The organism is Streptomyces sp. NPDC057474, assembly GCF_042802555.1.
Lineage (GTDB): Bacteria > Actinomycetota > Actinomycetes > Streptomycetales > Streptomycetaceae > Streptomyces.
Genome location: NZ_JBHVDX010000160.1, coordinates 1 through 23,962 on the forward strand (window position 1 = coordinate 1; position 23,962 = coordinate 23,962).

Consider the following 23,962-nt stretch of genomic DNA (forward strand, 5'->3'; position numbering starts at 1 on the left):
CGCCGTACATGTGCGTACGGCGCCCGCGGTCATCGGTTGCGCTGTGTGGTCCGCCTAACCCCCGAAGGGGCGGGTCACGCGGACTTGCGGCTGTCTCGCGGATGTACCGCGATGTTCATCGCGCCGGAGCGGAGAACCGCTAGGCGCTCTTCGAGGACCTCTTCGAGTTCCTCACGGGTGCGCCGCTCCATCAGCATGTCCCAATGTGTACGCGCGGGCTTGGCCTTCTTTTCCTCAGGGCCGTCGCCGTCCACGAGGAGTGCTGGGGCCCCGCAGACCTTGCACTCCCACTCCGGCGGAATCTCCGCCTCGACCGAGAAGGGCATCTCGAAGCGGTGCCCCTTCTCGCATGCGTACTCCACGGCCTGGCGCGGAGCCAAGTCGATACCGCGGTCCGTCTCGTAGCTGGTCACCACGAGGCGCGTGCCGCGAAGAGCTCGCTCACTCATGAATCGTGCCTCCCGGGCTTGTCGCCCACAGGACAGGTGTCGCTGTCGTCGTCATCCGGTCAACGTCCGGTCGGCGGTAAAGATTCCCGTTCCGTGTCCCGTTCCGGGTCATGCGTCGCCGTCGTAGCCGCCCTTGTTGTACCCACCCGCGCCCGGTTTGTCACATCTGACAGTAGATGTCACCTAGCGTTCGGCATCTTTGACGCGCAGTAACGGTACGCCTGGCAGGCCAAACGCGTACACTACAGCTCTTTCGCTCCAGGCGCTAAATCCTGTCGGGCACGGGATTGCCCGCGTCGCTGATCGCCCGCCGCACCGGAACCCTCGCGAGCAGGGCGAATCCCAGGACGAAGAAGACGACCAGCGAGATGATCGCGTCCCGATAACTTCCGGTCAACTGGTAGGTCAGACCGAACAGCAGCGGGCCCAGCCAGCTCATACCGCGGTCGCTCATCTCGTACGCGGAGAAGTACTCGGCCTCCTTGCCGGGCGGTACGAGGTGGGAGAAGAGGGAGCGGGAGAGGGCCTGGCTGCCGCCGAGGACCAGACCGATGCCCGAGGCGAGGACGAAGAACCACACAGGGGCGCCCGCCGGGAGGAAGTAGCCGGCGGCGAGGATCAAGGTCCAGGCGACCAGGGAGCCGAGGATCGTGCGCTTGGCGCCGTACCGGCGGGAGAGCCGGCCCATGCCGAGGGCGCCGCCCACCGCCAGGATCTGCACCAGCAGGACCGCCACGATGAGCGTGGACTGCTCCAGGTCGAGTTCTTCGGAGCCGTACACCGAGGCCTGGGAGATCACCGTCTGGATGCCGTCGTTGTAGACGAGGTAGGCGAGGAGGAAGCCCAGGGTCAGCGGATGACGGCGCATGTCGCGGACGGTCGCCGCGAGCCGGCGCAGACCGGGGGCGGTCGCTTCCCCGGTCTCGCCCGCAGGGATGCGGCGGTCGCGGAGGCGGCGGAGCGGGATGAGGGTGAAGGCACCCCACCACAGGCCGGCCGAGGCCAGACAGATGCGGACGGCCATGCCCTCGGAGACACCGAAGGTGTCGTGGGCGGTGAAGAGGATCAGGTTCGCCACCAGGACCAGCGAGCCGGCCGCGTAGCCGAAGGCCCAGCCCCGGGAGGAGACGGCGTCGCGTTCCTCGGGGGGTGCGATCTGGGGCAGATAGGAGTTGTAGAGCATCATCGCGACGGACTGCGCCGCGTTCGCGACGATCAGCAGGACGCCGCCGAGGAAGTAGCGGTCGCCGTCCAGGAAGAACAGGCCCGCGGTCGCGGCGGCACCGACATAGGCGGCCGCGCCCAGGAGGGGCTTCTTACGGCCCGTGCGGTCGGCCGCCGCGCCCACCAGCGGCATGATCACGACGGCGAGGATCACCGACAGGGACACCGAGTAGGCGAAGAAGGAGCCGGCGCGGACCGGTATGCCCAGGGGGTGTACGTAACCGTCCGTGTCGGCGGCGGACTTGGCGACCTCGGTCAGATAGGGGCCGAGGAACACGGTCAGGACGCTGGTCGAGTAGACGGAGCAGGCCCAGTCGTAGAAGTACCAGCCGCGCTGTTCGCGCCGTCTGCCCGCGGCCTCGTCCGCCGCGTCCGTCCGCACGGTGTCGGTGCCCACCCGCGCCCCTCGCTTCCCCGTGTACGGGCCGCGCGAGGGCGTCAGGCCCAGGTTCCCCGGTCCTCAAGCACTTTGCGCAGCGTGTCGATGTGATCGGTCATGATGCCATCGACGCCGAGGTCCAGGAGCCGGTGCATACGTTGCGGTTCGTTCACGGTCCAGACGTGGACGTGCAGCCCGCGCGCGTGGGCGGCGCGGACGAACCGGTGGTCGACCACAGGCACCCCGGACTGCGCCTGGGGCACCTGCGCGGCGACGGCCGAGCGGCGCACCGCCGCCGGGACACCCCAGGACCGCAGCCGCAGGCCCAGGACGCCGCTCGTGCCGTACGAAGTGGCCAGGCGCGGTCCGGCGAGGCGCTGGGCGCGGGCGACCCGGGGCTCGGAGAAGGAGCCGACGCAGACGCGGTCCCAGGAGTCGGTGCGGGCTATCAGATTGAGGAGGGGATGGAGCGCGGGCTCCGCCTTGATGTCGACGTTCCAGCGGACCTCGGGGAAGACTTCGAGGAGTTCCTCGAAGAGGGGGACGGGCTCGACGCCGGCCACGCGCGCGTGCTGGATCTCCTTCCACGGCAGGTCCGCTATTCGGCCCGCCCCGTCGGTCATCCGGTCCAGGGTCGAGTCGTGGAAGGCGACCAGCTTGCCGTCGAGCGTGGCGTGGACATCGGTCTCGATGTAGCGGTAACCCGACTCCACCGCCCGTCGGAACTGGGCCATGGTGTTCTCCAGGCCGTCCGCCGCCCCGCCCCGGTGGGCGAAGGCTATCGGGCCCGGATGGTCGAGGTAGGGGTGGCGTATGAGCGCGGTCACCCGGGCAGTATGGCCCGCTCCGATGGACCGGTGGCAACGACCGTGCTGCCGGATTCCGAGGAGACGGCGAACACGCGCAGGAACAGCTGGGCGAGCGGGCCGATGGAGAGGGCGTAGAGGAGAGTGCCCACGCCGACCGTGCCGCCGAGGGCGAAGCCGGTCGCCAGCACCGCCACCTCCACGGCCGTCCGCATCAGCCGGACCGAGCGGCCGGTACGCCGGTGCAGTCCCGTCATCAGGCCGTCGCGCGGACCCGGGCCGAACCGGGCCGCGATGTAGAGGCCGGTCGCCACGCCGTTGAGCACGATTCCGGCGATCAGGAGAGGAATCCGTACGGCCATGGTGTGCGCCTCGGGCACCAGGGCCAGGGTGGCGTCCATCGCGATGCCGACCACGAAGACATTGGAGACCGTGCCGAGGCCCGGGCGCTGGCGCAGCGGGATCCACAGGAGCAGCACCATCGCGCCCACGACGATCGACACCACGCCGATGGTCAGGCCGGTCAGTTCCGCCAGCCCCTGGTGCAGCACGTTCCAGGGCTCCAGGCCGAGGCCCGCCTCCACGAGGAGCGCGGAGCTGGCGCCGTACAGCGCGAGGCCGGTGTAGAGCTGGGTCAGCCGTCGGCCCAGACGGTGTTTCGGATGGTTCGGACGGTGCTGCGGCTCGTGCGCTGCCGAGGGCTGTGGTTCGGGCTGTGCGGGCAAGACGTCCCCCCGGTGGTGTTGTTGGCCTGACGCATGACACTCTGTGGCTTGGAATGTGAAGCAATCCATGGCCAATTAGGGGAAGGTGGACTGGAAATCATGGCGCAGTGGACTTCGGCGGTCGGCGCGGCTCAGCTCGCGCGGCTGCTCACCTCGCAGCAGGAGCGCCCCGCCGGCCCGGGCACACGCCGCCCGCCCGCCTACCGTGCGCTCGCCGACGGGATCCGGCTGCTGGTGCTGGAGGGCCGCGTGCCCGTGGCCGCCCGGCTGCCGGCCGAGCGCGAGCTGGCCCTGTCCCTCTCCGTCAGCCGTACGACCGTCGCGGCGGCCTACGAGGCACTGCGCACGGAAGGGTTCCTGGAGTCCCGGCGGGGAGCCGGCAGCTGGACCGCCGTACCGGCCGGGAAGCCGTTGCCCGCGCGCGGACTGGAACCGCTGCCGCCCGAGGCGCTCGGCTCGATGATCGACCTGGGCTGCGCGGCCCTGCCCGCCCCCGAGCCCTGGCTCACCCGGGCCGTGCAGGGCGCGCTGGAGGAGCTGCCGCCCTACGCCCACACGCACGGTGACTATCCGGCCGGGCTGCCCGCGCTCCGCTCCATGCTCGCCGACCGGTACACCGCGCGCGGGATCCCGACCATGCCCGAGCAGATCATGGTGACCACGGGTGCCATGGGGGCCATGGACGCCATCTGTCACCTCTTCGCGGGGCGCGGGGAGCGGATCGCGGTGGAGTCGCCTTCGTACGCCAACATTCTGCAGTTGATGCGGGAGGCGGGGGCGCGGCTGGTGCCGGTGGCCATGGCCGACGGGCTCGCCGGGTGGGACATGGACCGGTGGCGGCAGGTCCTGCGGGACGCGGCGCCGCGGCTCGCGTACGTCGTCGCAGACTTCCACAATCCGACCGGGGCGCTCGCCGACGAGGACCGGCGGCGGGGGCTCGTCGACGCGGCGCGGGGTGCCGGGACGGTGCTCGTCGCCGACGAGACGATGAGTGAGCTGTGGCTCGACGACGGTGTGGAGATGCCGCGGCCGGTCTGCGCGTTCGATCCGGCGGGGTCCACGGTCATCACGGTCGGGTCGGCGAGCAAGGCGTTCTGGGCGGGCATGCGGATCGGGTGGGTGCGGGCGGCGCCGGATGTCATCCGGAGTCTCGTCGCGGCGCGGGCGTACGCGGATCTGGGGACGCCGGTGCTGGAGCAGTTGGCCGTGAACTGGCTGATGCATACCGGGGGTTGGGCGCAGGCTGTGGGGATCCGGCGGGAGCAGGCGCGGGGGAACCGGGACGCGTTGGTGGCCGCGGTGCGTCGGGAGCTGCCGGACTGGGAGTTCTCGGAGCCTCGGGGTGGGCTGACCCTGTGGGTTCGTACCGGGGGGCTGTCGGGGTCTCGGATCGCCGAAATGGGGGAGCGGGTGGGGGTGCGGGTGCCGTCGGGGCCTCGGTTCGGGGTCGACGGGGCCTTCGAGGGGTATGTGCGGCTGCCGTTCACCGTGGGGGGAGCGGTCGCCGAGGAGGCGGCCGTGCGGTTGGCCGCGGCGGCGCGGCTGGTGCGGGACGGGGCGTCGCGCGGGAACGAGGGGCCGCGGACGTTCGTGGCGTGACGGTCTGCTGTGTGGGTGCCCGGCGGCTCCGGCTGGGCGGGGGTCGGTCTCGCTCACCGGCGCTTGCCGGGTGCCGCTGCGCCCACCCGTGCCGCCCCTGGCGGCACGACTGCCCGCGGCTACGGCAGGTCGGCTTCTTCCCGGTGCCGCTGTGTGGGTGGGCCGACCCAGCGGCTCGGGCTGCCCGCAGCTGAGTACTGCGGTGGGCAGTCGCCTCAGGTCTCCGCCACCGCTGCCTTCGTGAGGGAGTCCGCCGGGGTCGTGTGGGGTGGCAGGAGGTCCAGGACTGCCTGGCGGTGGGGTTCGGGGGTGTTTTCGTCGTAGGGGTCCGGGGTGGTGGGGACCTGGAGGCGGAGGGTGGGGGCGGGTCCCAGGCGGGCGTAGCCGCGGCCTGGGGGGACGTCCGGGGTGGGGGTGGTGGGGGGTGGGGCGCCCAGGACCGTTTCCACTTGCTCGAGGGAGGCGGGGCCCAGGACCACGCGCGCGCGTGTGTGCTGGCGTACCGCGTCGGTGAGAGTGTCCAGGTGGTCGAACTGTTCGGTGACCACCACCGTCACGTTGACCGCGCGGCCGTGCCGCAGGGGGACCTGGAGGAGGGACTGCGGGTCGCTCCGGCCGTCGGCCGCGGCGAGGTGGGTCAGTACGCTCGGGCGGTCGAGGAGGAGCCAGAGGGGCCGGCGGATGTCGTCCGGTGCGGGATGGCCGGCCTGGCGGGCGCGATTCGTGGCGATCAGTCGGCGTTCCGTCTCCTGGGACGCCCACTCCAGGCTCGCCAGGGCTCCGGAGAGGCCGCTCTCCACGGCCAGGACCCCGTCGCGGCCGGTGAGGCAGGCGTACTCGCCGTTGCCGCCGCCCTCGACGATGACGACATCGCCGTGCTGGAGGGCCTGGAGGGCGATCGAGCGGAGCAGGGTCGTCGTGCCGCTGCCCGGTTCGCCCACGGCCAGCAGGTGCGGTTCGGTGGAGCGGACGCCGGTGCGCCAGACGACCGGCGGCACGTCGCGTTGCTCCTCTCCGCAGGAGAGGGGGAGGGTGCGCTGGACGTGGGTGGCGTCGGTGAAGCCGAGGACCGTCTCGCCCGGGGCCGTCACGAAGCGCTGGGCGGCGATGTCGGTGGCGAGCGGAGAGAGGACGGCGACGGTGAGTTCGTTGCCTTCCTCGTCCCAGGTGAAGCGGTACTCACGGCCGCGGCCCGCCTTGGCGTGCAGCAGCTGCTCGATGCGCGCGCGGGCTTCCGCCTCGCTGTCGGTGAAGTACGCGGGATAGCGGATCAGCAGATGGCAGACGCGGCCGGTGCTGTCGAACGCGTAGGTGGGAAAGGCCTTGTCCCAGGCGCCGCCGTGCGAATAGAGGGGCTCGGGGTCCTCGGCGGCCGAGAAGTACGGGACCAGGGCCTCGTAGAGGGACCGTAGACGCTGGGTCTGGGACTCGTCGGGGCCGGTGGGCTCCGAAGCGGCGCCGTCGCGGCCCGCCCAGGCTGCCGCCGCCATCAGGGCGATGACGGCGAGCAGCAGGCCGTACGGCACCAGGGTCACGACCAGGACGACCGAGGCCGCCAGGAAGAGCAGTGACCCGCGGCGGTCCTTGGGGGTCTCGGCCCATCTGTGCCGCCCGGCGGCGACCAGCCGGCGCAGTCCACGCGTGATCGTGATCAACGGGTGGAGGACGTCGGTGGCGCCGTCGGCCGCCGTCCGGGCCAGCTCCCGGCTCCTGGCGAGGTGCGCGCCGCCGCTGCTCAGAATGCGGGGGAGGGGAACCCGGGCCACGGCTGTCTCCTGGGGGTGCGTGCGGATGGGGACGGGGTCAGAACTTGATCCCACCGAGGAGGCTCGCGAGGCTCTCGCCGCCCGCCGTGATGCTCGGGGCGATGCCCGTACTGGCGAGGTAGAAGCCGAAGAGGGTGACGACGATGCAGTGCGAGGCCTTCAGGCCGTCCTTGCGGAAGAACAGGAAGACGATGACGCCGAGCAGGACGACGCCGGAGATGTTCAGGATCATTTGGGCTCTCCTGGTTGATGGGGACAGTCACCATGAGTTCTTCCAAGGTCACAGCATGTATCCATACGATAAAAGGTGCAACTGGGTGAAATTCTGAAGATTTCGCCCGGGTGGCCGTATCGTCGTTGGGCCGTCCGGGCTGGGCTGTTGCGCGCCACGGGACTCGGTGTGATCTTTGCCTCGGCTGTGTCCGCTGATGTGTGCGTCGAGCCAGTACCCTGGCGATTCACCCGTTTGGCTCGAAGCGCGTATGTGAGAGGCGGTCCCGGCGATGAGCGAAGCCCCCGACCTGGAGGTCGTGGAGCTGGCGACCAAGATCTTCGATCTGGCCCGACGGGGCGAGACCGAGGCGCTTGTGACGTATGTCGACGCGGGTGTTCCGGCAAACCTCACCAATGACCGCGGCGACTCGCTCGTGATGCTCGCCGCGTACCACGGTCACGCCGACGCCGTACGGGCCCTCCTGGCCCGTGGCGGTGAGGCCGATCGCGTCAACGACCGGGGCCAGACTCCCCTCGCCGGGGCGGTTTTCAAGGGCGAGGAGGGCGTCATCCGGGTCCTTCTGGACGGCGGGGCCGACCCGGTCGCGGGCACTCCGAACGCGGTCGACACCGCCCGGATGTTCGGTAGGACCCAACTGCTCGAACTGTTCGCAGCGCACTGATCCACACGTTCTGACCAGGTAAAACACGAAAGACGGGGGAGGCGGTACGGGGCCGCCGGATATTTCGGTCGCGGCAGGAAGAACCGCCGGGTCATCATGACGTCGTGATTCACGGACATGATGGCTGGGCGGGTGTTGCCGCACCGCGTGGGCCGTGACGCGGTCCGCATGGGCCACCGACGAGAGGCAGAGGAAGATGGTCTACAGCAAGCAAGAGACGGCGGGCGCCCCGACGTGTTGTCACGCGGCCAGGTAGTGCACGATCCCCGGTTGCGTCGACGCTTGATGTGAGGCTGTTTCCCATGTTCGAACCGGTCATAGCGCCCAGCGGTACGCTGCTCGGCCTGCTGCAGCGAGGCCGCGGCGACGGCACCCTGCACGCGCTCACCGCCCCGCGGTCCGAGGCGGTCGCGGCACTGAACCACTGTGTACTGAGCGACCCCCGCCACGACTGGCAGGTGGAGAACCGCTCCCTGTACTACGCCCGTCTCTACCTCGATCTCAGCGGCGAGCTCGACGAGATCGAGCGGCACCTCTTCGACGCCGAGGACGTGCTCGACACCTGCGAGTCACGCACCGGACTTGCCCTCGCGGTCCTCGGGCACCTCGCCTCGTACGGCAGGCGGGACGCGCTCGAACTGTTGCGCAGGTACGCCGCCGTGGGCACCAGTTGGGCCTGGGCCCTGGACGAGCTGGCCCTCAGGGACGACGACGAAGGGCTGCGCGCCCTCGCCGAACCCGTCCTGGCCCGCTTCACCACCGATCCGGAGGGCGAGGCCGAGCTGGCCGCCGCCGTCCGCGACGCCTTCGAACCCCGGCCCTGGCGGCTGTGGGCCGACGATCCCCGCGAAGGCATCGCCACGCGCGTGCGTGCCGCCCAGGAAACCGGCTGTTTCGACCGCTGGCAGCGGCAGATGCGACCGAGCGGGCCCCGGCCCGGGTGGAGCGTCAAGGCGGTGTTCGAATGGGCCCAGCAGGGTATCGAACGCGGAGCCGTCCTCCATGTGCCGGCCGCCCGCTGTCTCACGGCCGTCGCCGGCCCCGAGGACCGGCCCGAGATCCTCGTCGCCGCCCGGTCCGGTGACGACGGCGCCCGCTGTACCGCCTTGCGCTACCTCGCCGACGGCAACGATCCCGACGCCCTCGAGCTGATCGAGGGCGCCGTGACCGACGGAACGACGATGGTCGTGGAGGCCGCCGTCGACGCCTTCGAACGGATGCGCAGCATGGCCGCCGTCGACCGGGCGCGCGGCTGGGTGCACAGGCCCGACCCGCTGGGCGCCGCCGCTGGACGGATGCTCGCCTGTCTCGGCGGAGCCAAGGACAGCGACCTGGTGTTGGGCGCGCTGCGGGAGGCCGTACGCGGCGAAGGGCCGGACGCGCCGACCCTGTGGACGCTCGTCGACGGCACCGGCCGCCTGGGCATCGCCTGCGCCGCGCCCGTCCTGCGCCACATCTACCGCGAGACCGCCTCCTCCCACCTCCGTGGCCGCGCCGCCCGCGCGCTCGCCGCCACCGACCCCTCCTTCCCGGCCGGCTTCGCCGTCGAGTGCCTCTGGGACTGCGAGGAGACCACCCGCGAGATCGCCGCCCGGCACGCCGAGACGGGAGACGCGCGAGTCGTCGACCAGCTCCGCCGACTCGCCGCCGACCCGGCCGAGGAGGCCGAGGTCCAGACAGCCGTGCGCAGCCGAATCGGCCCTGACAGGCCCGCAGTGTGAACATCGGGTGACTCGGAAGTCAGGAGGGCATGGACGCGGCCTGACCTGGACATGGGTGCAGCGCAACGCTCATGGGACGTTTTCCGTCAGGAAAGATCCACGTTGACGCGGCCACGTCCAGCACGACGACAACACGGGTATGCGTGTCGTCATAGTGACCGAGTCCTTTCCCCCCGATGTGAACGGCGTGGCCCACTGCGCCCTGCAGACCGCGCGACACCTCGTCGCGCGGGGGCACGCCCCGCTCGTCGTGGCCCCGGCCACCGCCCAGGGAACCGGCGCAGGAGCCGATCTCCAGGCGCCGTGCCCCGTCGTCCGCGTCCCTTCCCTTCCGCTCCCGGGCTACCCCCAGGTCCGTGTCGCCCTGCCCAGCCGCCGGGTCGCCGCGGCGATCGTCGAACACCGGGCCGACATCGTCCACCTGGCCAGCCCCTTCGTCCTCGGCGTACGCGGCATGGCGGCCGCCGCCCGCCTCGGTGTCCCCGCCGTCGCCATCTACCAGACCGACCTCGCCGGATACGCCCGCACCTACGTCCACGCCGGCGAGGCGGCGGCCTGGCGGCGCATCCGCTCCGTCCACGCCGCCGCCGACCGCACCCTCGCCCCGTCCAGCGCGGCCCTGCGCGACCTTGAGGCACACGGCGTGCCCCGGGTCAGCCTGTGGCCGCGCGGTGTGGACACCGTCCGGTTCCGCCCCGACCTGCGCGACGAGGCGCTGCGCCGCGAACTGGCGCCGGGCGGTGAGCTGATCGTCGGCTACGTCGGCCGCCTCGCCCCCGAGAAGCAGATCGAGCTGCTGGCCGGGGTGTGCGGTCTGGACGGCGTACGGGTGGTCGTCGTGGGCGACGGGCCCAGCGAGCCCGGCCTGCGCGAAGTTCTGCCAGGGGCCGTCTTCCTCGGCCGCCGCACCGGCGACGAACTCGCCCGGATCTTCGCCTCGTTCGACATCTTCGCCCACACCGGCCCCTTCGAGACCTTCTGCCAGACCGTGCAGGAGGCCATGGCCAGCGGGGTGCCCGTCGTGGCGCCCGCCGCCGGAGGCCCGCTGGACCTCGTCGCCCACGGGCGCACGGGGCTCCTGGTCCCGCCGCGGGACGCGGCCGCCGTACGCGACGCCGTGTGGTCCCTGGCCGCCGATCCGGCGCTCCGGGCCGCGTACGGGGCCGCCGGACGGGCCATGGTCGAGGGACGCACCTGGGCGGCCGTCGGCGATCAGCTCATCGGGCACTACGCCGATGTGCTGGCCACGCGGACGGTGGTGGCGGCATGATCGGGGCCACTTCCCAGAAGCTGCGGATCGTACGGCTCGCCAACTTCGTCGCGCCCTCCTCGGGCGGTCTGCGGACCGCGCTGCGGGAGCTGGGCAAGGGGTTCGAGGCGGCCGGGCACGAGGCCGTTCTCGTCGTGCCCGGTGAGCGGTACACCGACAGTGCGACCGAGCAGGGGCGGGTCATCACCCTGCCCGGGCCGCTGCTGCCGGGGACCGGTGGCTACCGCGTCCTCACGGACAAGCGGCGGGTGGCCAACCTGCTGGAGTCGCTCGGCCCCGACCGGCTGGAGGTCTCCGACCGGACCACGCTGCGCTGGACCGGGGCGTGGGCCCGGCGGGCCAGGGTGCGCGCGGTGATGGTCTCGCACGAGACCGCCGACGGCGTACTGCGGACCTGGGGGCTGTCCGAGGGGATGGCCCGGCGGGCGTCCGACGCCCTCAACGTCCGTACGGCCCACACCTACTCGCGGGTGGTGTGCACCACCGAGTTCGCCGAACGGGAGTTCGTGCGGATCGGTGCCCGGAACGTCGTACGGGCACCGCTGGGCGTCGACCTTGTGGGACGGCACCCCGCGCTGCGGGACCCGGCGCTGCGCGAGCGTCACGCGCGCGTGGACGACGTTCTGCTGGTGATGTGCTCCCGGCTGTCGGTGGAGAAGCGGCCCGGCACGGCCATCGACGCGCTGGAGGCGCTGCTCAGGCGTGGGCGGCGGGCCGTGCTGGTCGTCGCCGGCGACGGGCCGCTGCGCGGCAGGCTCGAACAGCGGGCGAAGGGGCTGCCGGTGACCTTCCTGGGGCATGTCGGCGACCGCGACATGCTGGGCGCCCTGCAGGCCTCCGCCGATGTGGCCCTGGCCCCCGGGCCCGCCGAAACGTTCGGCCTCGCCGCGTTGGAGGCGATGGCCTGCGGTACGCCCGTGGTGGCCAGCTCGTCGTCCGCGCTGCCGGAGGTCATCGGGTCGGCCGGGGCCACGGCGGCGGACAACGGGGACTCCTTCGCGGACGCCGTCGAACTGCTGCTGGACCGGCCCGAGGACGACCGCAGGGAGGCGGCACGGACGCGTGCCGAGTGCTTCGGCTGGCAGACCGCGGTGGACGCGTTCCTCGCCGCGCACGACGCGACCGTCGGGCGCCCGGTGCGGGAGGGCGTCGGATGAGACCCCTGCGGTTCGTGGCCCTCGGTGACTCCCTCACCGAGGGCGTGGGCGACCCCGTCGAAGGCGGCCGACGGGGCTGGGCCGCGCTGCTCGCCGACGGGCTCGGACCGGGAGTGGAGTTCACCAACCTGGCCGTCAGCGGCTCCCAGACGCGCGACGTGCTGGACCGGCAGCTGTCCGCCGCGCTGGCGCTCCGCCCGGACATCGTCTCCGTCGTCATCGGCGTCAACGACACCCTGCGCTGCACCTTCGACATCCACGCCGTCGCCGCCCGCCTCGACGAGATCTACGGGGCCTTCCGGGAGCGGGGCGTGGTCCTGCTCACCGCGTGTCTGCCCGACCCCGGGACGATGCTCGGCCTGCCCGGGGCGCTCGCACGGCCCCTCGCCCGGCGGCAGCGGGCCGTCAACACCGTCGTCCACGCCCTGTCGGAGCGCTACGGGGCGGTCCATCTGCATGCCTCGGAGGGCGCCTGGCTGACGGACCGCGCGATGTGGAGCGCGGACCGGCTGCACCCCGGCGAGCGGGGGCACCGGCAGCTCGCCGTCCGTTTCCACGCTCTGCTCACGGAGGCGGGGATCGCCACGGGACCCGCTCCTTCCACCGAGCCCGACTTCCCGGCGCCGACCCGCAGCGCCAGCGTCTGGTGGCTGGCCACGGCGGGGACGGGCTGGGTGGCCCGGCGCTGCACCGACCTGCTCCCGCAGCTCCTCACCCTCGCCGCCGCCGAGGTCCGCCACAAGGCCCGCGGCACCAGCGCCCGGCTGGACCTGTCCGCCTCCCACGCGGTGGCGTCGGCCCTGGCGGCGCTGGCCGTGTCCGAGCGGCGGCCGGAGGTGGCGTGAGGCGGCGACAGGGGAACGGTGCCGGTCAACGGCGGTGTCGTACGGCGACGAACCGCACCGGTGTGCCCGGCGTGGCCTGGGCGGCGCCGGGCAGGTCCGCCGGGTGGACCACCGCGATCACCGGGTAGCCCCCGGTGGTCGGATGGTCGGCGAGGAAGACGACAGGGCGGCCGTCCGGCGGCACCTGGACGGCGCCCAGCACCATCCCCTCGCTGGGGAGTTCACCCGCCCGGGAGCGCTCCAGGGCGGGCCCTTCCGTGCGCAGCCCGATGCGGTTGCTCGCGGAGGAGACGGCGTAGGGGTGCCTGGTGAGCGAGCGGAGCGCCGCGTCCGTGAACCAGTCGTCGCGGGGGCCCAGGGTGACGCGCAGGACGAGTTCCGAGGGCGGCGCCAAGTGCGGAACGACGTCCGCGCGCGTGTGGTGGTGGCTCGGCCGGCCGAGCGGGAGCACCGTGCCGTCCGTCAACGGTGGGGGGCCGAGGCCGGACAGCAGGTCGGTGGAGCGGCTGCCGAGGACCGGCTCCACGGTCACACCGCCTGAGACGGCGAGGTAACTGCGTACGCCGGAGCGGGCGGCGCCGATGTCGAGGAGGGCCCCGCCGGGAACCCGCACCGGTGCTCCCCATGGGGCCGGGTGGCCGTCCACGGTGACCGGGCAGGGGGCGCCCCCGACCGCCATGGTGACCGTCGAGCGCGGCCGTACGGAGCAGCCGTTGAGGGTGGTTTCCAGGACGGCGGCCCCTGGGGGGTTGCCTACCAAACGTTTGGTCAATTCGGCTGCGGGCGCGTCAAGCGCCCCCGAACGTGGTACGCCGAGGTGGGCGAGACCGGGGCGGCCCTGGTCCTGGACGGTGGTCAGAGCGCCGGCGCGGACCACCACGAGGGCATGGTCCGTCATGGTGCCCCCTCGGGTGTGAAGCGAACCCGGGTGCCCGGCGCGAGCAGAGCGGCCGGCACGCGCGTGGTGTCCCACAGAACGGCGTCCGTCGTACCGATCAGCTGCCAGCCACCCGGGGACGAGCGCGGGTACACGCCGGTGTACGGGCCGGCCAGGGCGACCGACCCCGCCGGGACGGCTGTGCGCGGAGTCGCCCGGCGCGGGACCTCGCGGGGCAGCCCGGTGAGGTAGCCGAAGCCGGGGGCGAAGCCACAGAAGGCCACGCGGTACTCGGCCGCCGCGTGGATACGGGCCACCTCGGCCACGTCGACACCCCAGTGGGCGGCCACGTCCGGCAGATCGGGGCCGTCGTACCGTACGGGGATCTCCACGACGTCCTCCGTGCGCGGAGGGACGGGCGGAATGTCCCAGGAGGCGAGGCGCTCGGCGAGGCGGGACGGGGCGTCGAGGCCGTCCAGGAGGACCGTACGGGCGGCGGGGACGATCTCGGCGGCCGACAGGTCGCCCGTCGCGCGGCGGCGCAGCAGCTCGACGTGCAGTGCTTCGGCCTCCTCACCCGTGCCCACCTCGATCAGGAGCGCGCGGTCCCCGACCGGCAGCGCCCTCATGAGAACGCCTCCACACGCACGCCCGCTGCCGCCAGCTCGGCCCGCACCCGTCGGGCCAGCTCCACCGCGCCCGGCGTGTCGCCGTGCAGACAGAGCGAGCGAGCCCGGACGGGGATGCGCTCCCCCGAGCGGGAGACGACCGTGCCGGAGCGGGCCAGGCCGACGGACCGCTCGACCACGGCGTCGGCACCCGTGATCACGGCGCCCTCCTGGCCGCGCGGCACCAGGGTGCCCTCGTCGGTGTACGCGCGGTCCGCGAACGCCTCGGTGACGGCGGGCAGCCCGGCCGCCTCGGCCAGCTCCAGAAGGCGTGAGCCGGGCAGGCAGAGGACGGGCAGCGTGGTGTCGGCGAGGAGCACCCCGTCGACCACCGCCGCCGCCTGCTCCTCGTCATGCACGACCCGGTTGTAGAGCGCGCCGTGCGGCTTCACGTAGGACACACGCGTGCCCGCCGCGCGGGCGAAGACCTCCAGAGCGCCGATCTGGTACGCCACCTCGGCCGCCAGTTCGGCGGGCGGCACATCCATCGCGCGCCGCCCGAATCCCGCCAGGTCGCGGTACGAGACCTGGGCCCCGACCCGTACGCCGCGCTCGGCCGCCAGCTCGCAGACCCGCCGCATGGTGGCCGCGTCCCCGGCGTGGAAGCCGCAGGCCACGTTGGCGCTGGTGACGACGGACAGCAACTGCTCGTCGTCGGTCAGCGTCCAGCGGCCGAAGCCCTCACCGAGGTCGGCGTTGAGATCGATGGAGCTCATACGTCCCATTCTCCTGGTTGTTCCTCTGGTTTTCCGATGGCCGATTACTGTCGTTTTATGATTGTTTCTGCTGCTCTATGCCCTTTCCTGTCGGATCCGACCGCCAGAGGACGCGGTACTGCTCGTCGCGGGCGTCGGTCAGGAACATCTGGCCCGGTGCGTGGGTGATCGCGAACGGCGGGCGCGAGGCCATCACCGCGGCCTGGGGTGTCACGCCGCAGGCCCAGAACACCGGGATGTCGTCCGGCTCGGCGGCCACCGGGTCGCCGAAGTCCGGGCGGGACAGGTCCGCGATGCCGAGGCCCGCCGCCTCGCCGCAGTGCACCGGGCCGCCGTGCACGGCCGGGAGCAGGCTGCTCTCCCGGATCGCGGCGGCCAGGTGCTCGGGCGGCACCGGGCGCATCGACACCACCATCGGGCCGCGCACCCGCCCGGCGGGCCGGCACTCGCGGGCGGTGACGTACATGGAGACGTTGCGGCCCTGCTCGATGTGGCGCATAGGGACGCCCGCCTCGGTCAGCGCCCACTCGAAGGTGAAACTGCACCCGATCAGGAACGACACCAGGTCCTCCCGCCAGACGTCCACCACGTCCGTCGGCTCGGCCACCAACTCGCCGTGCTCCCAGACCCGGTAGCGCGGCAGGTCGGTGCGCAGGTCCGCGCCCTCCGCGAGCGGGGTCGTCCACGCACCGGCGTCCGTGACGTCGAGCACGGGACACGGCTTGGGGTTGCGCTGGCAGAACAGCAGCATGTCGTACGCCCAGTCGGCGGGCACCGAGATCAGGTTCGCCTGGGTGTGCCCGGCGGCGACCCCGGCCGTGGGGCCGGACACGCCCGAACGGAACCGGGCGCGCGCCGTATCGGGGGTCCACGCGTGCGCGTGCGGGTCGACGACGGTCAAGGGGCGGTCGTGCGGGATGGAGGCCGGGTCCTGAGTGGTGCGGGCCGAGGGACGGTCCTGCGTCGTCACGTGGTTCACACGAGTTCCTTTCCGCGCGTCTCCGGGAGGCCGAGCAGGGCCACCGCCGCCAGGCCGTAGCCGATCGCGCCGAAGATCAGCGCGCCGCCGACGCCCCAGCTGTCGGCCAGGAAGCCCACCGTGGTGGGGAAGACGGCGCCCACCGCGCGCCCGGTGTTGTACGTGAAGCCCTGCCCGGTGCCCCGGACGGCCGACGGGTACAGCTCGCTGAGGAACGAGCCGAAGCCGCTGAAGATCGCCGACATACAGAACCCGAGCGGGAAACCGAGCACCAGGAGAAGGGTGTCGGCGCCGCTCGGGATGTTCGCGTACGCCAGGATGCACAGCGCCGAGAGCACGGCGAAGAGCCAGATGTTCCGCCGGCGGCCCAGGCGGTCGGTGAGATAGCCGCCGGTGAGATAGCCGATGAAGGCGCCGGAGATCAGGAATGCGAGGTAGCCGCCGGTGCCGACGACCGACAGACCCCGCTCCGTCTTCAGATACGTGGGCACCCAGGTCGCCAGCGTGTAGTAGCCGCCCTGGACGCCGGTGGAGAGCAGGACCGCGAAGACCGTGGTGCGCAGCAGACCCGGAGCTGTGGCCGTGCCCGGCCGGAAGATCGCGGCGAACGAGCCCTTCTCGGTGCTCTTCTCGCGTGCGGCAGCGGCCTTCGGGGCGTCCTCGACCGAGCGGCGCACCCAGATCACGAGCAGCGCGGGCAGTGCGCCGGTCCAGAACATCACGCGCCAGGCCAGGTCGTCGTCGAGGAAGGAGAAGACGATCGTGTAGACGATCACGGCCAGTCCCCAGCCCACGGCCCAGGAGCTCTGGACCGCGCCGAGCGTACGCCCCCGGTGCTTGGCGCTCGCGTACTCGGCGACCAGGATCGCGCCGACCGCCCATTCACCGCCGAAGCCCAGCCCCTGAAGGGCGCGGAAGACCAGCAGGGTCTCGTAGTTGGGCGCGAAGCCGCAGGCCACGGTGAACACCGCATACGTCACCACGGTGATCATCAGCGCCTTCACCCGGCCGATCCGGTCCGCGAGCACGCCCGCGGCGGCGCCGCCGATCGCCGAGACGACCAGTGTGACCGTGGTGAACAGGCCGGTCTGGCCGTTGTCCAGGCCGAAGTAGGCCGTGAGCGCGACCATGCTCAGCGGCAGCGTGAAGTAGTCGTACGAGTCGAGTGCGTAGCCGCCGAACGCGCCGCCGAAGGCGCGGCGGCCACGCGGACCGAGGGCGCGCAGCCAGCCGAACGCGCCGTCGTCGGAGGCCGGTTCGCCCGTGCCGGGCTTGGTCGTGGAGGTCCGGGCCTGGGAGGGAGGGGTCGTACTCATGGGCACCTCGCAATGAGGGGGAGAGTGCGTGAGGACTGAGCCGTGCCGTGCCGTGCCGTGCCGTGCTGTGGTGCCGTGGTGCCGGTGCCGTGCCGAGGGCGCCTGCCCAGCAAGGTAGAGGATCGTTGAACGATCCTTCAATACCCGTGTTGTTTCGTTCTTGTGTCTGCGGTTGAATTCCGGGCATGGCCGCCGAACTGACCGGACTTGCCGACGACCGCGCCCTCCTGGGGCGCACCAGCACCGCCGAGCGGGTTTCGGACATTCTCCGGAGCCGGATCGCCGAGGGCTTCTTCCCGCCCGGGACACGGCTGTCCGAGGACAGCATCGGCGGCGCCCTCGGTGTCTCCCGCAACACCCTCCGTGAGGCGTTCCGCCTGCTCACCCATGAACGGCTCCTCGTCCACGAGCTCAACCGCGGCGTCTTCGTGCGGGTGCTGACCGTCGAGGACGTCGAGGACATCTACCGCACCCGCCGCCTCGTCGAGTGCGCCGTCGTACGCGGTCTCGGGGCCCCGCCGTACGGCCTCGACGGGCTCGCCGAAGCCGTAGCGGAAGGGCGGCGGGAGGCCCACGGAGGTGACTGGAAAGGTGTCTCCACCGCCAACATCCACTTCCACCGCGAACTGGTCGCCCTCGCCGGCAGCGCCCGCACCGACGAGCTGATGCGCAGCGTCTTCGCCGAGCTCCGGCTCGCGTTCCATGTGGTGGACAATCCGCGCAAGTTGTACGAGCCGTATCTGGCGCGAAATCTCCTCATCCTGCAGACGCTGCAACGAGGGGAGCGGGACGAGGCCGAGCGCATGCTGGCGGCATACCTCGACGACTCGCTGAAGAATCTGGTGGAGGCGTACGGGCGACGGGTCGCCGACGTCTCCTGAGACGCCCTGCCCGGCCCCGCCCGGCGGAACGATTTGGGTCGTTGTCAGACCCAGGACCTAGTCTGTGCACCGTGACTTCACCCGCATCGACGGACAGCGTTCCGCCCCAGCTCAGCGCGGGGCCGCGCCCCGCGCTGGGCCCGGCCGCCGACGAGGGACTGGCGCGGCGGCTGCGCGCGCTCGCCTGCACCGCGCCGCTGCACGACCTGGACGCGCGCAAGGCGAACCTCGCCGGTGAGTACTCGGTGTACGGCATGGCCGAGGTCGCCCTCGCCGCCATCGACCTGGTCACACTGAACATGGACTTCGACACGGGCGCGGACCACGACCAGATCGTCGCCCGCCTCATCCCGCGCATCGCCGCCCAGGCCCCGCGGCGGCCCGTCGAGGAGCACGAGCGGGTGGCCCGCTGGGTCCTGGAGAACCTGATCAACGTCGGCAGCGTCGACCGCGGCTTCCGTGCCGTGTACGGGACGTTCGCGTCCGACGGCACCTATGTCCGCCGCGACTACGACTTCAAGCTGATCGAGGAGGTCCCCGGCTATGGGGGCGGTGTCTACCTCCGTACGACCGACGAGGCCGTCAACGTCCTCGTGGGTGCCCTCGACACCGATGTCACCAGTGCCCAGATCGCCGCCGAGGTCAAGCTGGAGGTCCTGATCAGCCGGGGCCGGCTCGCCGACGCCCAGCTCGCCGCCGAGCAGGCGCGCTACCGGACCGTGCAGTACTCGGAGACGCTGCGGAGGGCGCTGGACGCCACCCGGCGCAACGTCCGCGCGGTCGACTGGCTCCAGACCGTGCCCGACATGATCGCCGAGGCCCTCGACCACGTCGCCGACCGCTACCGCCATGAGAACGCGATTCTCACCAACATCCGCAAGGCCCGCGACGAGTCCGAGGAGCCCGAGCAGAAGCGGCGTGCCGCCGAGCTCGTCGACATAGTCAAGGACTGCATCCGGCGGCACACGCTGCTGCAGTCCCGGCTGCTGGAGGCCGGACCGCTGTTCCGTGCGGAGCAGGATCGGCAGGCCTTCGCCACGCCGATGACGACCTCGGGGATCGATCTCTACGGGCATCTGGTCGCGCCGCTGTTGCCGCTGCCCGTGGAGCGGGCCCGGCGGGTGACGGACGCGTTCTTCGCGCGAGGGACGGGGTTGCGCACGCCCGTGTCCGTGCGGGTGGGGGACCTCGTCGATCTGCTGTTCACGCCTCCGGTGGAGCGGGAGCACCTCGGGGCGGAGATGCCGGAGCCGGATCTGATCGCCACGCCCGACGACAGCCGGTTCAGTGATGAGCAGTTGGCGGCGGCGAAGCAACTGCTGGATCTGCCGGCGGACGCGCCTCGACGGTTGTCCGGGTTGTTGGCGGAGGCGCGGCTTCAGGATCCTGAACTGCCTTATCTGGTCGCCTTGTTGGCTGTGCATGCGGCGAGTCCCCCGGTTGGTACGGCCTATCGGCAGGGGGAGCGGAAGCTGCTCTTTGCTGTGGACGACGGGACGGAGCTGGACGATCCCGAGTTCGGTGGGGCCGATCTGATAGTGGGGATGGCCCTGTTGGATGCGGCGGGGATGGCGGCCGACAGGGAGGCTGCGTGAACGCTCCGCTGGGAGAGCCGAGAAACCGCCGGTCGTGTGCCGGGTGCGGGTGGTCGTTGGCTGGTCGCGCCCACGCGGCGGAGCCGCAAGTGTCACAGCCCCGCGCGTACCTTGCTGCCCTGCCCTCTTGCTACGAGATCAAGGAGTTCCTGCCGTGAGTGAGCACGTCGAGTGGAGTGAGCCGGAAGTCGCCGCTGCTCCGGTGGCTGCTGTCCTCACTCCCGCTGACGCCGCCGATGCCGCACGGCTCGTTGCCTTCGGGCTTCATGCCAAGTTGCAGCCCGCTCGGGATCAGGAGTACGGGGAGCTGCTGCGGCGGTATCGGGAGGATCCGGCGTTCGCTCGGCTCGCCGATGCCGTGGCCGCCGGGCTGGGGCTGGTCGTGCTGGAGGTGTCGCCGCGGGCGGGAATGGCGGTGACGGCGGCCGAGGACTCCGTGTTCGCGGTGCGGATGGGGGACTACGCGCGGCGGACGTCGGCCGACTCGGTGGACCGTTTCCTGCACGGACTGGCGCATCTCGCGGTGGCCGCGATGGCGTTTCCGCGGCCGGAGGACCTCGCGGACGACGGGTACATCGGGCGGGTGTCGGTCAACGGGGTCGATGCCTTCGTTCGGCAGGCCTGCCGACGGCTGGAGGAGCGGGCCGAGGAGCAGGGGGAGAACACCGATCCGGCGAGCGACGCGCCGGGGCTGGAGTCGGCCTGGCGGATCTGGGCGAGACGCAGTTCCACCGGGGCCACCAAGGACGCGCGCAGACTGGCCGGGTCGACCACCGGCATCATCGGCAAGGCGGTGGGCTTCCTGACCGACTCGGGCTTCCTGCAGCGCACGGGGGACGACAACGGCGGTACGTACCGCACCACCGCGCGTTATCAGCTCCAGGTGCGGGACATGGCGGGCAGTGCCGCGATGGCCGAGCTGCTGGAACTGGGCATCGTGCCGGTCACCGACGGCTCGGCCACACTGCTGCCCGCCGAGGACACCGACGACCTGGAGCTGGTGGCCGACGCCGGGCTGCCGTTCCACTCCTGATCACTACGACCACCCGCACACCCCTACGACCGCATCCGACGGCCCGCCGTCACGACCGCACCGCACGAACCACCCTTACGACCGCGAAAGTCCGCCGCCATGTACGAGCTGTCCCGGGTCCGCCTCTACTCCATCGGGCCGGCCGGTGCGCGTTACGCCGACACCGTGCTGGACCTGAGGGGTGTGGGCGCGTACGTGCCCGACCCCGCGCCGCAGCAGGCGGAGTTCTTCGAGGAGGAGCCCACCGGTCCGCCGCGCCGGCCGGCGCCGGCCGGCGTGCTCTTCCTGGAGAACGGCGGCGGCAAGTCCGTCCTGCTCAAGCTGATCTTCTCGGTGATGCTGCCGGGCCACCGGAACACCCTGGGCGGTGCCAGCTCGGGTGTGCTGCGGAAGTTCCTGCTGGCGGACGACTGCGGGCACGTCGCGCTGGAGTGGCAGCACACGCTGACCGGTGAGTGTGTCGTCGTGGGCAAGGCGAGCGAGTGGCGGGGGCGGCAGGTCTCCAACGATCCGCGGAAGTTCGCCGAGGCCTGGTACTCCTTCCGGCCCGGCCCGGGGCTGAGCCTCGACAACCTTCCCGTCGCCGAGTCCACCGCCGTACGGCCGCCCGTCGAGGGCGCGTCCGGCGCGCAGGGGCGGCGGCGGACGATGAAGGGCTTCCGGGACGCCATCACCGAGGCGGGCAAGGCGTATCCACATCTCGAAGTGCACTGGGAGGAGATCCACGACCGCTGGAACGAGCATCTGACGGACCTCGGTCTCGACCCCGAACTCTTCCGCTACCAGCGGGAGATGAACGCCGACGAGGGCGAGGCCGCCGGGCTCTTCGCGGTGAAGAAGGACTCCGACTTCACCGACCTGCTGCTGCGGGCCGTCACCGACACGCGTGACACGGACGGGCTGGCCGACCTGGTCGGCGGATTCGGCAACAAGCTAGGGCGGCGCGCGGAGTTGATCGCCGAGCGGGACTTCACGGCCGGGTCCGTGGATCTGCTGGGCCGGATCGTCGAGGCCGCCGAGGGGCGGGCGCGGGCCCGGGACATCCACGCGGGCGCCGAGCGGCGCACCCGCACCCTGGCCCGGCGGCTGTCGGCAAGGGCCGCACGGGAGCGGTTGCGGGGCTCCGATCTCGGCCAGCGGGTCACCGCCGCCGCGTACGCGGTCACGCATTCCGAGGCAGCCCGCGACCGCAGCGCGCTGATCGCGGCCGAACTGGCCTACCGGCACGCATCGTTGGCGCTGGGTGCCGCCGAGAAGTCGGCCGCCGCGCAGAAGCGGGAGCTGGCCGACGCGCGCACACTGCACGCCGCCTGGCAGGCGGCGGAGGCCGTGCTCAGGCAACGGGCCGCCGCCGACCGGCTCGCCCGCGTGGCCGCCGCGATCCTGGAGGCCGAGCGGGACGCGGCCCCCGCGCTCGCCGCCCGCGCCAAGGCCGCCGTCGACCTCGTACGCGCCCTGCACACCGCCGCCGAGAGCGCCGAGAACCTGGCGAACGAGGGCGAGGAGAAGTCGGCCGCCCTGCAGGAGGTCGGCGAGGCCGCCCACCGGGACTCGACGGTCGCCGCCACCGAGGCGCAGCGCGCCCGCAGCGAGGTCGGGCACCTGAAACAGCGGCTCAGCGAGGTCGAACAGGAGACCGCCGAGGCCGTCCGCGCCGGCTGGCTCGACGACAGTGCGCCCGACGCCGATCCGGCCCGGGCCGCCCTCGCCGCCAGCGACGCCGAGAAGACGGCCGTCGCCGCCTGGGACACCGCACGCGAGGCCTCGCGCCGCGCCTCGGAGCACGCCAGGGAGGCAGCCTCCACGGAGTCCCGCGCGGAGCTGACGGCCGCCCGCGCGGCGGACGCGGCGACCGGGGCCGACCGCGCGTACGACGGGGAGCGGCGCACGGCGGAGGCCCTGGCGGGCGAGGAGCGGCTGGCGGAGCTGCTGAGCCTGCCCGGCGCCACCGGCAAGGCGCGGGCCGGGGTGCCCGTGCCCCGCAGCGCCGAGGGCACGGGTGGCGCGGTGGCCGGGAAGTCCGCCGGAGCCGGTGGCGGAGCGGCCGACGGCTCCCGTACGGCGGCCGGTACCGCCGATGGCGCGCGTGCCTCCACCGAAGGCCCCCTCACCCCCGAGGAGCTGGACCGCTTCGCCGACGAACTGCGCGAACTGCTCGACGAGAACGTGTCGTCCGCCGAGCGCCACCTCTTCGAGCTGCGCACCGCCGCGGCCGATGACTCCCGCATCCTCGGCGCCCTCGGCGACGGCGGGCTGCTGCCGCCGGGCCCGGACGTCCTGGCGACCGTCGAGTTCCTCGGCGAGCACGGCATCCCGGCCCTCCCCGGCTGGCGGTACCTCGCCCAGGCCGTGGACCCCGTCGATCACGCGCGCGTGATGGCCGCGCGCCCGGAGCTGGTCGACGGCGTGATCATCACCGACCCGGCCTCGCACGCCCGGGCCCGCGAGGCGCTGAGCGAAGCGGCACTGCTCCCGAGGTCCGCAGTGGCCGTCGGCACGGCCGCCGCCCTGCTGGCACCGACTCCGCCCGTGGATGCGGGCGACGGCCTCTCTCCCGACGTGTTTCTCGTGCCGCCGAACCCGGCCATGCACGACGAGCACGCCGCCGACGAGGAGCGGCAGGCGCTGCGCGCGCGGGCGACCGAGCGGGACGAGGAGATCCGGGAGCTGGCGGCCCGGCTCGGGAAAGACCGGGAGCTGGCGGCCCGGCTCTCCTCGTGGCGCACGGGATGCCCGGCCGGTCGGCTCACCGAGCTGGCCACGGCCGCGCAGGAGACGCGCGCGTTCGCCGAGGAGGCCGAGGCGGAGCTCTCGGAGGCGCGGACCGTGCGGGCCGAGGCCGAGGAGGCGGCGGCCGAGGCGGCCCAGGTGCGCGACGAGCGGCAGGAAGCGGCACAGAAGGCCCGACGCGCCGCCGACGCGCTCGCCGGACTCGCCTTCCGGCTGCGTGAACGCGCCGGCTGGCAGGTCAAGCTCCGCGAACTCGCCGACGAGGCCACGGAGTCCGAGGCCCGCGCCCAGTCCTGCCTGGAGCGGGCCCGCGCCGCCGACGAGGACCGC

At 72.4% G+C, this 23,962-nt stretch carries 20 protein-coding genes and 1 pseudogene; 10 read left to right on the forward strand and 11 right to left on the reverse strand.

Annotation, left to right across the window (positions count from 1 at the left end):
* Positions 1-74 precede the first annotated feature (74 nt).
* The 4 genes from ACFU53_RS33230 to ACFU53_RS33245 form a co-directional block, all read right to left on the reverse strand.
* On the reverse strand, positions 75-449 hold the full coding sequence (locus tag ACFU53_RS33230; RefSeq protein WP_009187548.1) for an RNA polymerase-binding protein RbpA: 375 nt from the start codon (positions 447-449) through the stop codon (positions 75-77).
* Positions 450-714: 265 nt separating this feature from the next.
* The gene (locus ACFU53_RS33235; protein WP_384000814.1) at positions 715-2,070 is read right to left on the reverse strand and encodes an MFS transporter; all 1,356 of its coding nucleotides are present in this window, start codon (positions 2,068-2,070) and stop codon (positions 715-717) included.
* 41 nt (positions 2,071-2,111) lie between these two features.
* Positions 2,112-2,879, reverse strand: coding sequence for a glycerophosphodiester phosphodiesterase (locus ACFU53_RS33240; RefSeq protein WP_384000817.1), 768 nt, complete (start codon positions 2,877-2,879; stop codon positions 2,112-2,114).
* Entirely contained in the window at positions 2,876-3,583 is a 708-nt protein-coding gene (locus ACFU53_RS33245; RefSeq protein ID WP_384000820.1) for a YitT family protein, read from the reverse strand. Before ACFU53_RS33245 ends, ACFU53_RS33240 begins: the two co-directional genes overlap by 4 nt.
* 99 nt (positions 3,584-3,682) lie before the next feature.
* On the opposite strand from ACFU53_RS33245, the gene ACFU53_RS33250 reads away from it, so the two are divergent.
* Complete coding sequence (locus tag ACFU53_RS33250) at positions 3,683-5,182, forward strand: PLP-dependent aminotransferase family protein (protein WP_384000823.1); 1,500 nt, start codon at positions 3,683-3,685, stop codon at positions 5,180-5,182.
* A 215-nt stretch (positions 5,183-5,397) separates the two neighbouring features.
* Here ACFU53_RS33250 and ACFU53_RS33255 read toward each other — a convergent pair whose 3' ends face one another.
* The gene (locus tag ACFU53_RS33255) at positions 5,398-6,948 is read right to left on the reverse strand and encodes a hypothetical protein (RefSeq protein ID WP_384000826.1); all 1,551 of its coding nucleotides are present in this window, start codon (positions 6,946-6,948) and stop codon (positions 5,398-5,400) included.
* A 37-nt stretch (positions 6,949-6,985) separates the two neighbouring features.
* Positions 6,986-7,180, reverse strand: a complete 195-nt coding sequence (locus tag ACFU53_RS33260; protein WP_005485586.1) for a hypothetical protein — start codon at positions 7,178-7,180, stop codon at positions 6,986-6,988.
* Positions 7,181-7,451: 271 nt separating this feature from the next.
* On the opposite strand from ACFU53_RS33260, the gene ACFU53_RS33265 reads away from it, so the two are divergent.
* The 5 genes from ACFU53_RS33265 (at position 7,452) to ACFU53_RS33285 (ending at position 12,837) form a co-directional block, all read left to right on the forward strand.
* Entirely contained in the window at positions 7,452-7,844 is a 393-nt protein-coding gene (locus tag ACFU53_RS33265; protein ID WP_384000829.1) for an ankyrin repeat domain-containing protein, read from the forward strand.
* Positions 7,845-8,146: 302 nt separating this feature from the next.
* Positions 8,147-9,565 (forward strand): HEAT repeat domain-containing protein, encoded by a 1,419-nt coding sequence (locus ACFU53_RS33270; RefSeq protein WP_384000831.1) that lies wholly within the window; start codon positions 8,147-8,149, stop codon positions 9,563-9,565.
* A 139-nt stretch (positions 9,566-9,704) separates the two neighbouring features.
* The gene (locus ACFU53_RS33275) at positions 9,705-10,835 is read left to right on the forward strand and encodes a glycosyltransferase family 4 protein (protein WP_384000834.1); all 1,131 of its coding nucleotides are present in this window, start codon (positions 9,705-9,707) and stop codon (positions 10,833-10,835) included.
* Positions 10,832-11,992: a glycosyltransferase gene (locus ACFU53_RS33280; RefSeq protein ID WP_384000837.1), complete on the forward strand. Its 1,161-nt coding sequence runs from the start codon at positions 10,832-10,834 to the stop codon at positions 11,990-11,992. Before ACFU53_RS33275 ends, ACFU53_RS33280 begins: the two co-directional genes overlap by 4 nt.
* A complete protein-coding gene (locus tag ACFU53_RS33285) occupies positions 11,989-12,837 on the forward strand; it encodes an SGNH/GDSL hydrolase family protein (RefSeq protein ID WP_384000839.1) in 849 nt (282 codons plus the stop codon). Before ACFU53_RS33280 ends, ACFU53_RS33285 begins: the two co-directional genes overlap by 4 nt.
* A gap of 25 nt (positions 12,838-12,862) precedes the next feature.
* On the opposite strand, the gene ACFU53_RS33290 is transcribed toward ACFU53_RS33285, so the two are convergent.
* From ACFU53_RS33290 to ACFU53_RS33310, 5 genes are read right to left on the reverse strand one after another with little or no spacing between them, the layout of a single operon-like run.
* Complete coding sequence (locus tag ACFU53_RS33290; protein ID WP_384000842.1) at positions 12,863-13,735, reverse strand: biotin-dependent carboxyltransferase family protein; 873 nt, start codon at positions 13,733-13,735, stop codon at positions 12,863-12,865.
* Positions 13,732-14,343 carry an allophanate hydrolase subunit 1 gene (locus ACFU53_RS33295; protein WP_384000845.1) on the reverse strand — a complete coding sequence of 204 codons (612 nt, stop codon included), beginning with the start codon at positions 14,341-14,343 and terminating at the stop codon, positions 13,732-13,734. Before ACFU53_RS33295 ends, ACFU53_RS33290 begins: the two co-directional genes overlap by 4 nt.
* Positions 14,340-15,098, reverse strand: coding sequence for a LamB/YcsF family protein (locus ACFU53_RS33300; protein WP_384000848.1), 759 nt, complete (start codon positions 15,096-15,098; stop codon positions 14,340-14,342). The genes ACFU53_RS33295 and ACFU53_RS33300 overlap by 4 nt, the downstream gene beginning before the upstream one ends.
* 55 nt (positions 15,099-15,153) lie before the next feature.
* A complete protein-coding gene (locus ACFU53_RS33305; RefSeq protein WP_384000863.1) occupies positions 15,154-16,068 on the reverse strand; it encodes a putative hydro-lyase in 915 nt (304 codons plus the stop codon).
* Positions 16,069-16,073: 5 nt separating this feature from the next.
* Positions 16,074-17,393 carry an MFS transporter gene (locus ACFU53_RS33310; protein WP_384000851.1) on the reverse strand — a complete coding sequence of 440 codons (1,320 nt, stop codon included), beginning with the start codon at positions 17,391-17,393 and terminating at the stop codon, positions 16,074-16,076.
* A gap of 185 nt (positions 17,394-17,578) precedes the next feature.
* On the opposite strand from ACFU53_RS33310, the gene ACFU53_RS33315 reads away from it, so the two are divergent.
* The 4 genes and pseudogenes from ACFU53_RS33315 to ACFU53_RS33330 form a co-directional block, all read left to right on the forward strand.
* Complete coding sequence (locus tag ACFU53_RS33315; protein WP_384000854.1) at positions 17,579-18,274, forward strand: GntR family transcriptional regulator; 696 nt, start codon at positions 17,579-17,581, stop codon at positions 18,272-18,274.
* Positions 18,275-18,345: 71 nt separating this feature from the next.
* Positions 18,346-19,869 (forward strand): hypothetical protein, encoded by a 1,524-nt coding sequence (locus tag ACFU53_RS33320; RefSeq protein WP_384000857.1) that lies wholly within the window; start codon positions 18,346-18,348, stop codon positions 19,867-19,869.
* 154 nt (positions 19,870-20,023) lie between these two features.
* Positions 20,024-20,902 (forward strand): hypothetical protein, encoded by an 879-nt coding sequence (locus tag ACFU53_RS33325; protein WP_384000860.1) that lies wholly within the window; start codon positions 20,024-20,026, stop codon positions 20,900-20,902.
* A 99-nt stretch (positions 20,903-21,001) separates the two neighbouring features.
* Positions 21,002-23,962: pseudogene (locus ACFU53_RS33330) on the forward strand (hypothetical protein); the annotation flags it as partial.

Excerpts from the sequence above, each read along its gene's own strand:
- ACFU53_RS33230 (WP_009187548.1), bottom strand. The coding sequence starts at position 449 with ATGAGTGAGCGAGCTCTTCGCGGCACGCGCCTCGTGGTGACCAGCTAC.
- ACFU53_RS33250 (WP_384000823.1), top strand. The coding sequence starts at position 3,683 with ATGGCGCAGTGGACTTCGGCGGTCGGCGCGGCTCAGCTCGCGCGGCTG.
- ACFU53_RS33260 (WP_005485586.1), bottom strand. The coding sequence starts at position 7,180 with ATGATCCTGAACATCTCCGGCGTCGTCCTGCTCGGCGTCATCGTCTTC.
- ACFU53_RS33265 (WP_384000829.1), top strand. The coding sequence starts at position 7,452 with ATGAGCGAAGCCCCCGACCTGGAGGTCGTGGAGCTGGCGACCAAGATC.
- ACFU53_RS33270 (WP_384000831.1), top strand. The coding sequence starts at position 8,147 with ATGTTCGAACCGGTCATAGCGCCCAGCGGTACGCTGCTCGGCCTGCTG.
- ACFU53_RS33275 (WP_384000834.1), top strand. The coding sequence starts at position 9,705 with ATGCGTGTCGTCATAGTGACCGAGTCCTTTCCCCCCGATGTGAACGGC.
- ACFU53_RS33280 (WP_384000837.1), top strand. The coding sequence starts at position 10,832 with ATGATCGGGGCCACTTCCCAGAAGCTGCGGATCGTACGGCTCGCCAAC.
- ACFU53_RS33285 (WP_384000839.1), top strand. The coding sequence starts at position 11,989 with ATGAGACCCCTGCGGTTCGTGGCCCTCGGTGACTCCCTCACCGAGGGC.
- ACFU53_RS33290 (WP_384000842.1), bottom strand. The coding sequence starts at position 13,735 with ATGACGGACCATGCCCTCGTGGTGGTCCGCGCCGGCGCTCTGACCACC.
- ACFU53_RS33295 (WP_384000845.1), bottom strand. The coding sequence starts at position 14,343 with ATGAGGGCGCTGCCGGTCGGGGACCGCGCGCTCCTGATCGAGGTGGGC.
- ACFU53_RS33300 (WP_384000848.1), bottom strand. The coding sequence starts at position 15,098 with ATGAGCTCCATCGATCTCAACGCCGACCTCGGTGAGGGCTTCGGCCGC.
- ACFU53_RS33310 (WP_384000851.1), bottom strand. The coding sequence starts at position 17,393 with ATGAGTACGACCCCTCCCTCCCAGGCCCGGACCTCCACGACCAAGCCC.
- ACFU53_RS33315 (WP_384000854.1), top strand. The coding sequence starts at position 17,579 with ATGGCCGCCGAACTGACCGGACTTGCCGACGACCGCGCCCTCCTGGGG.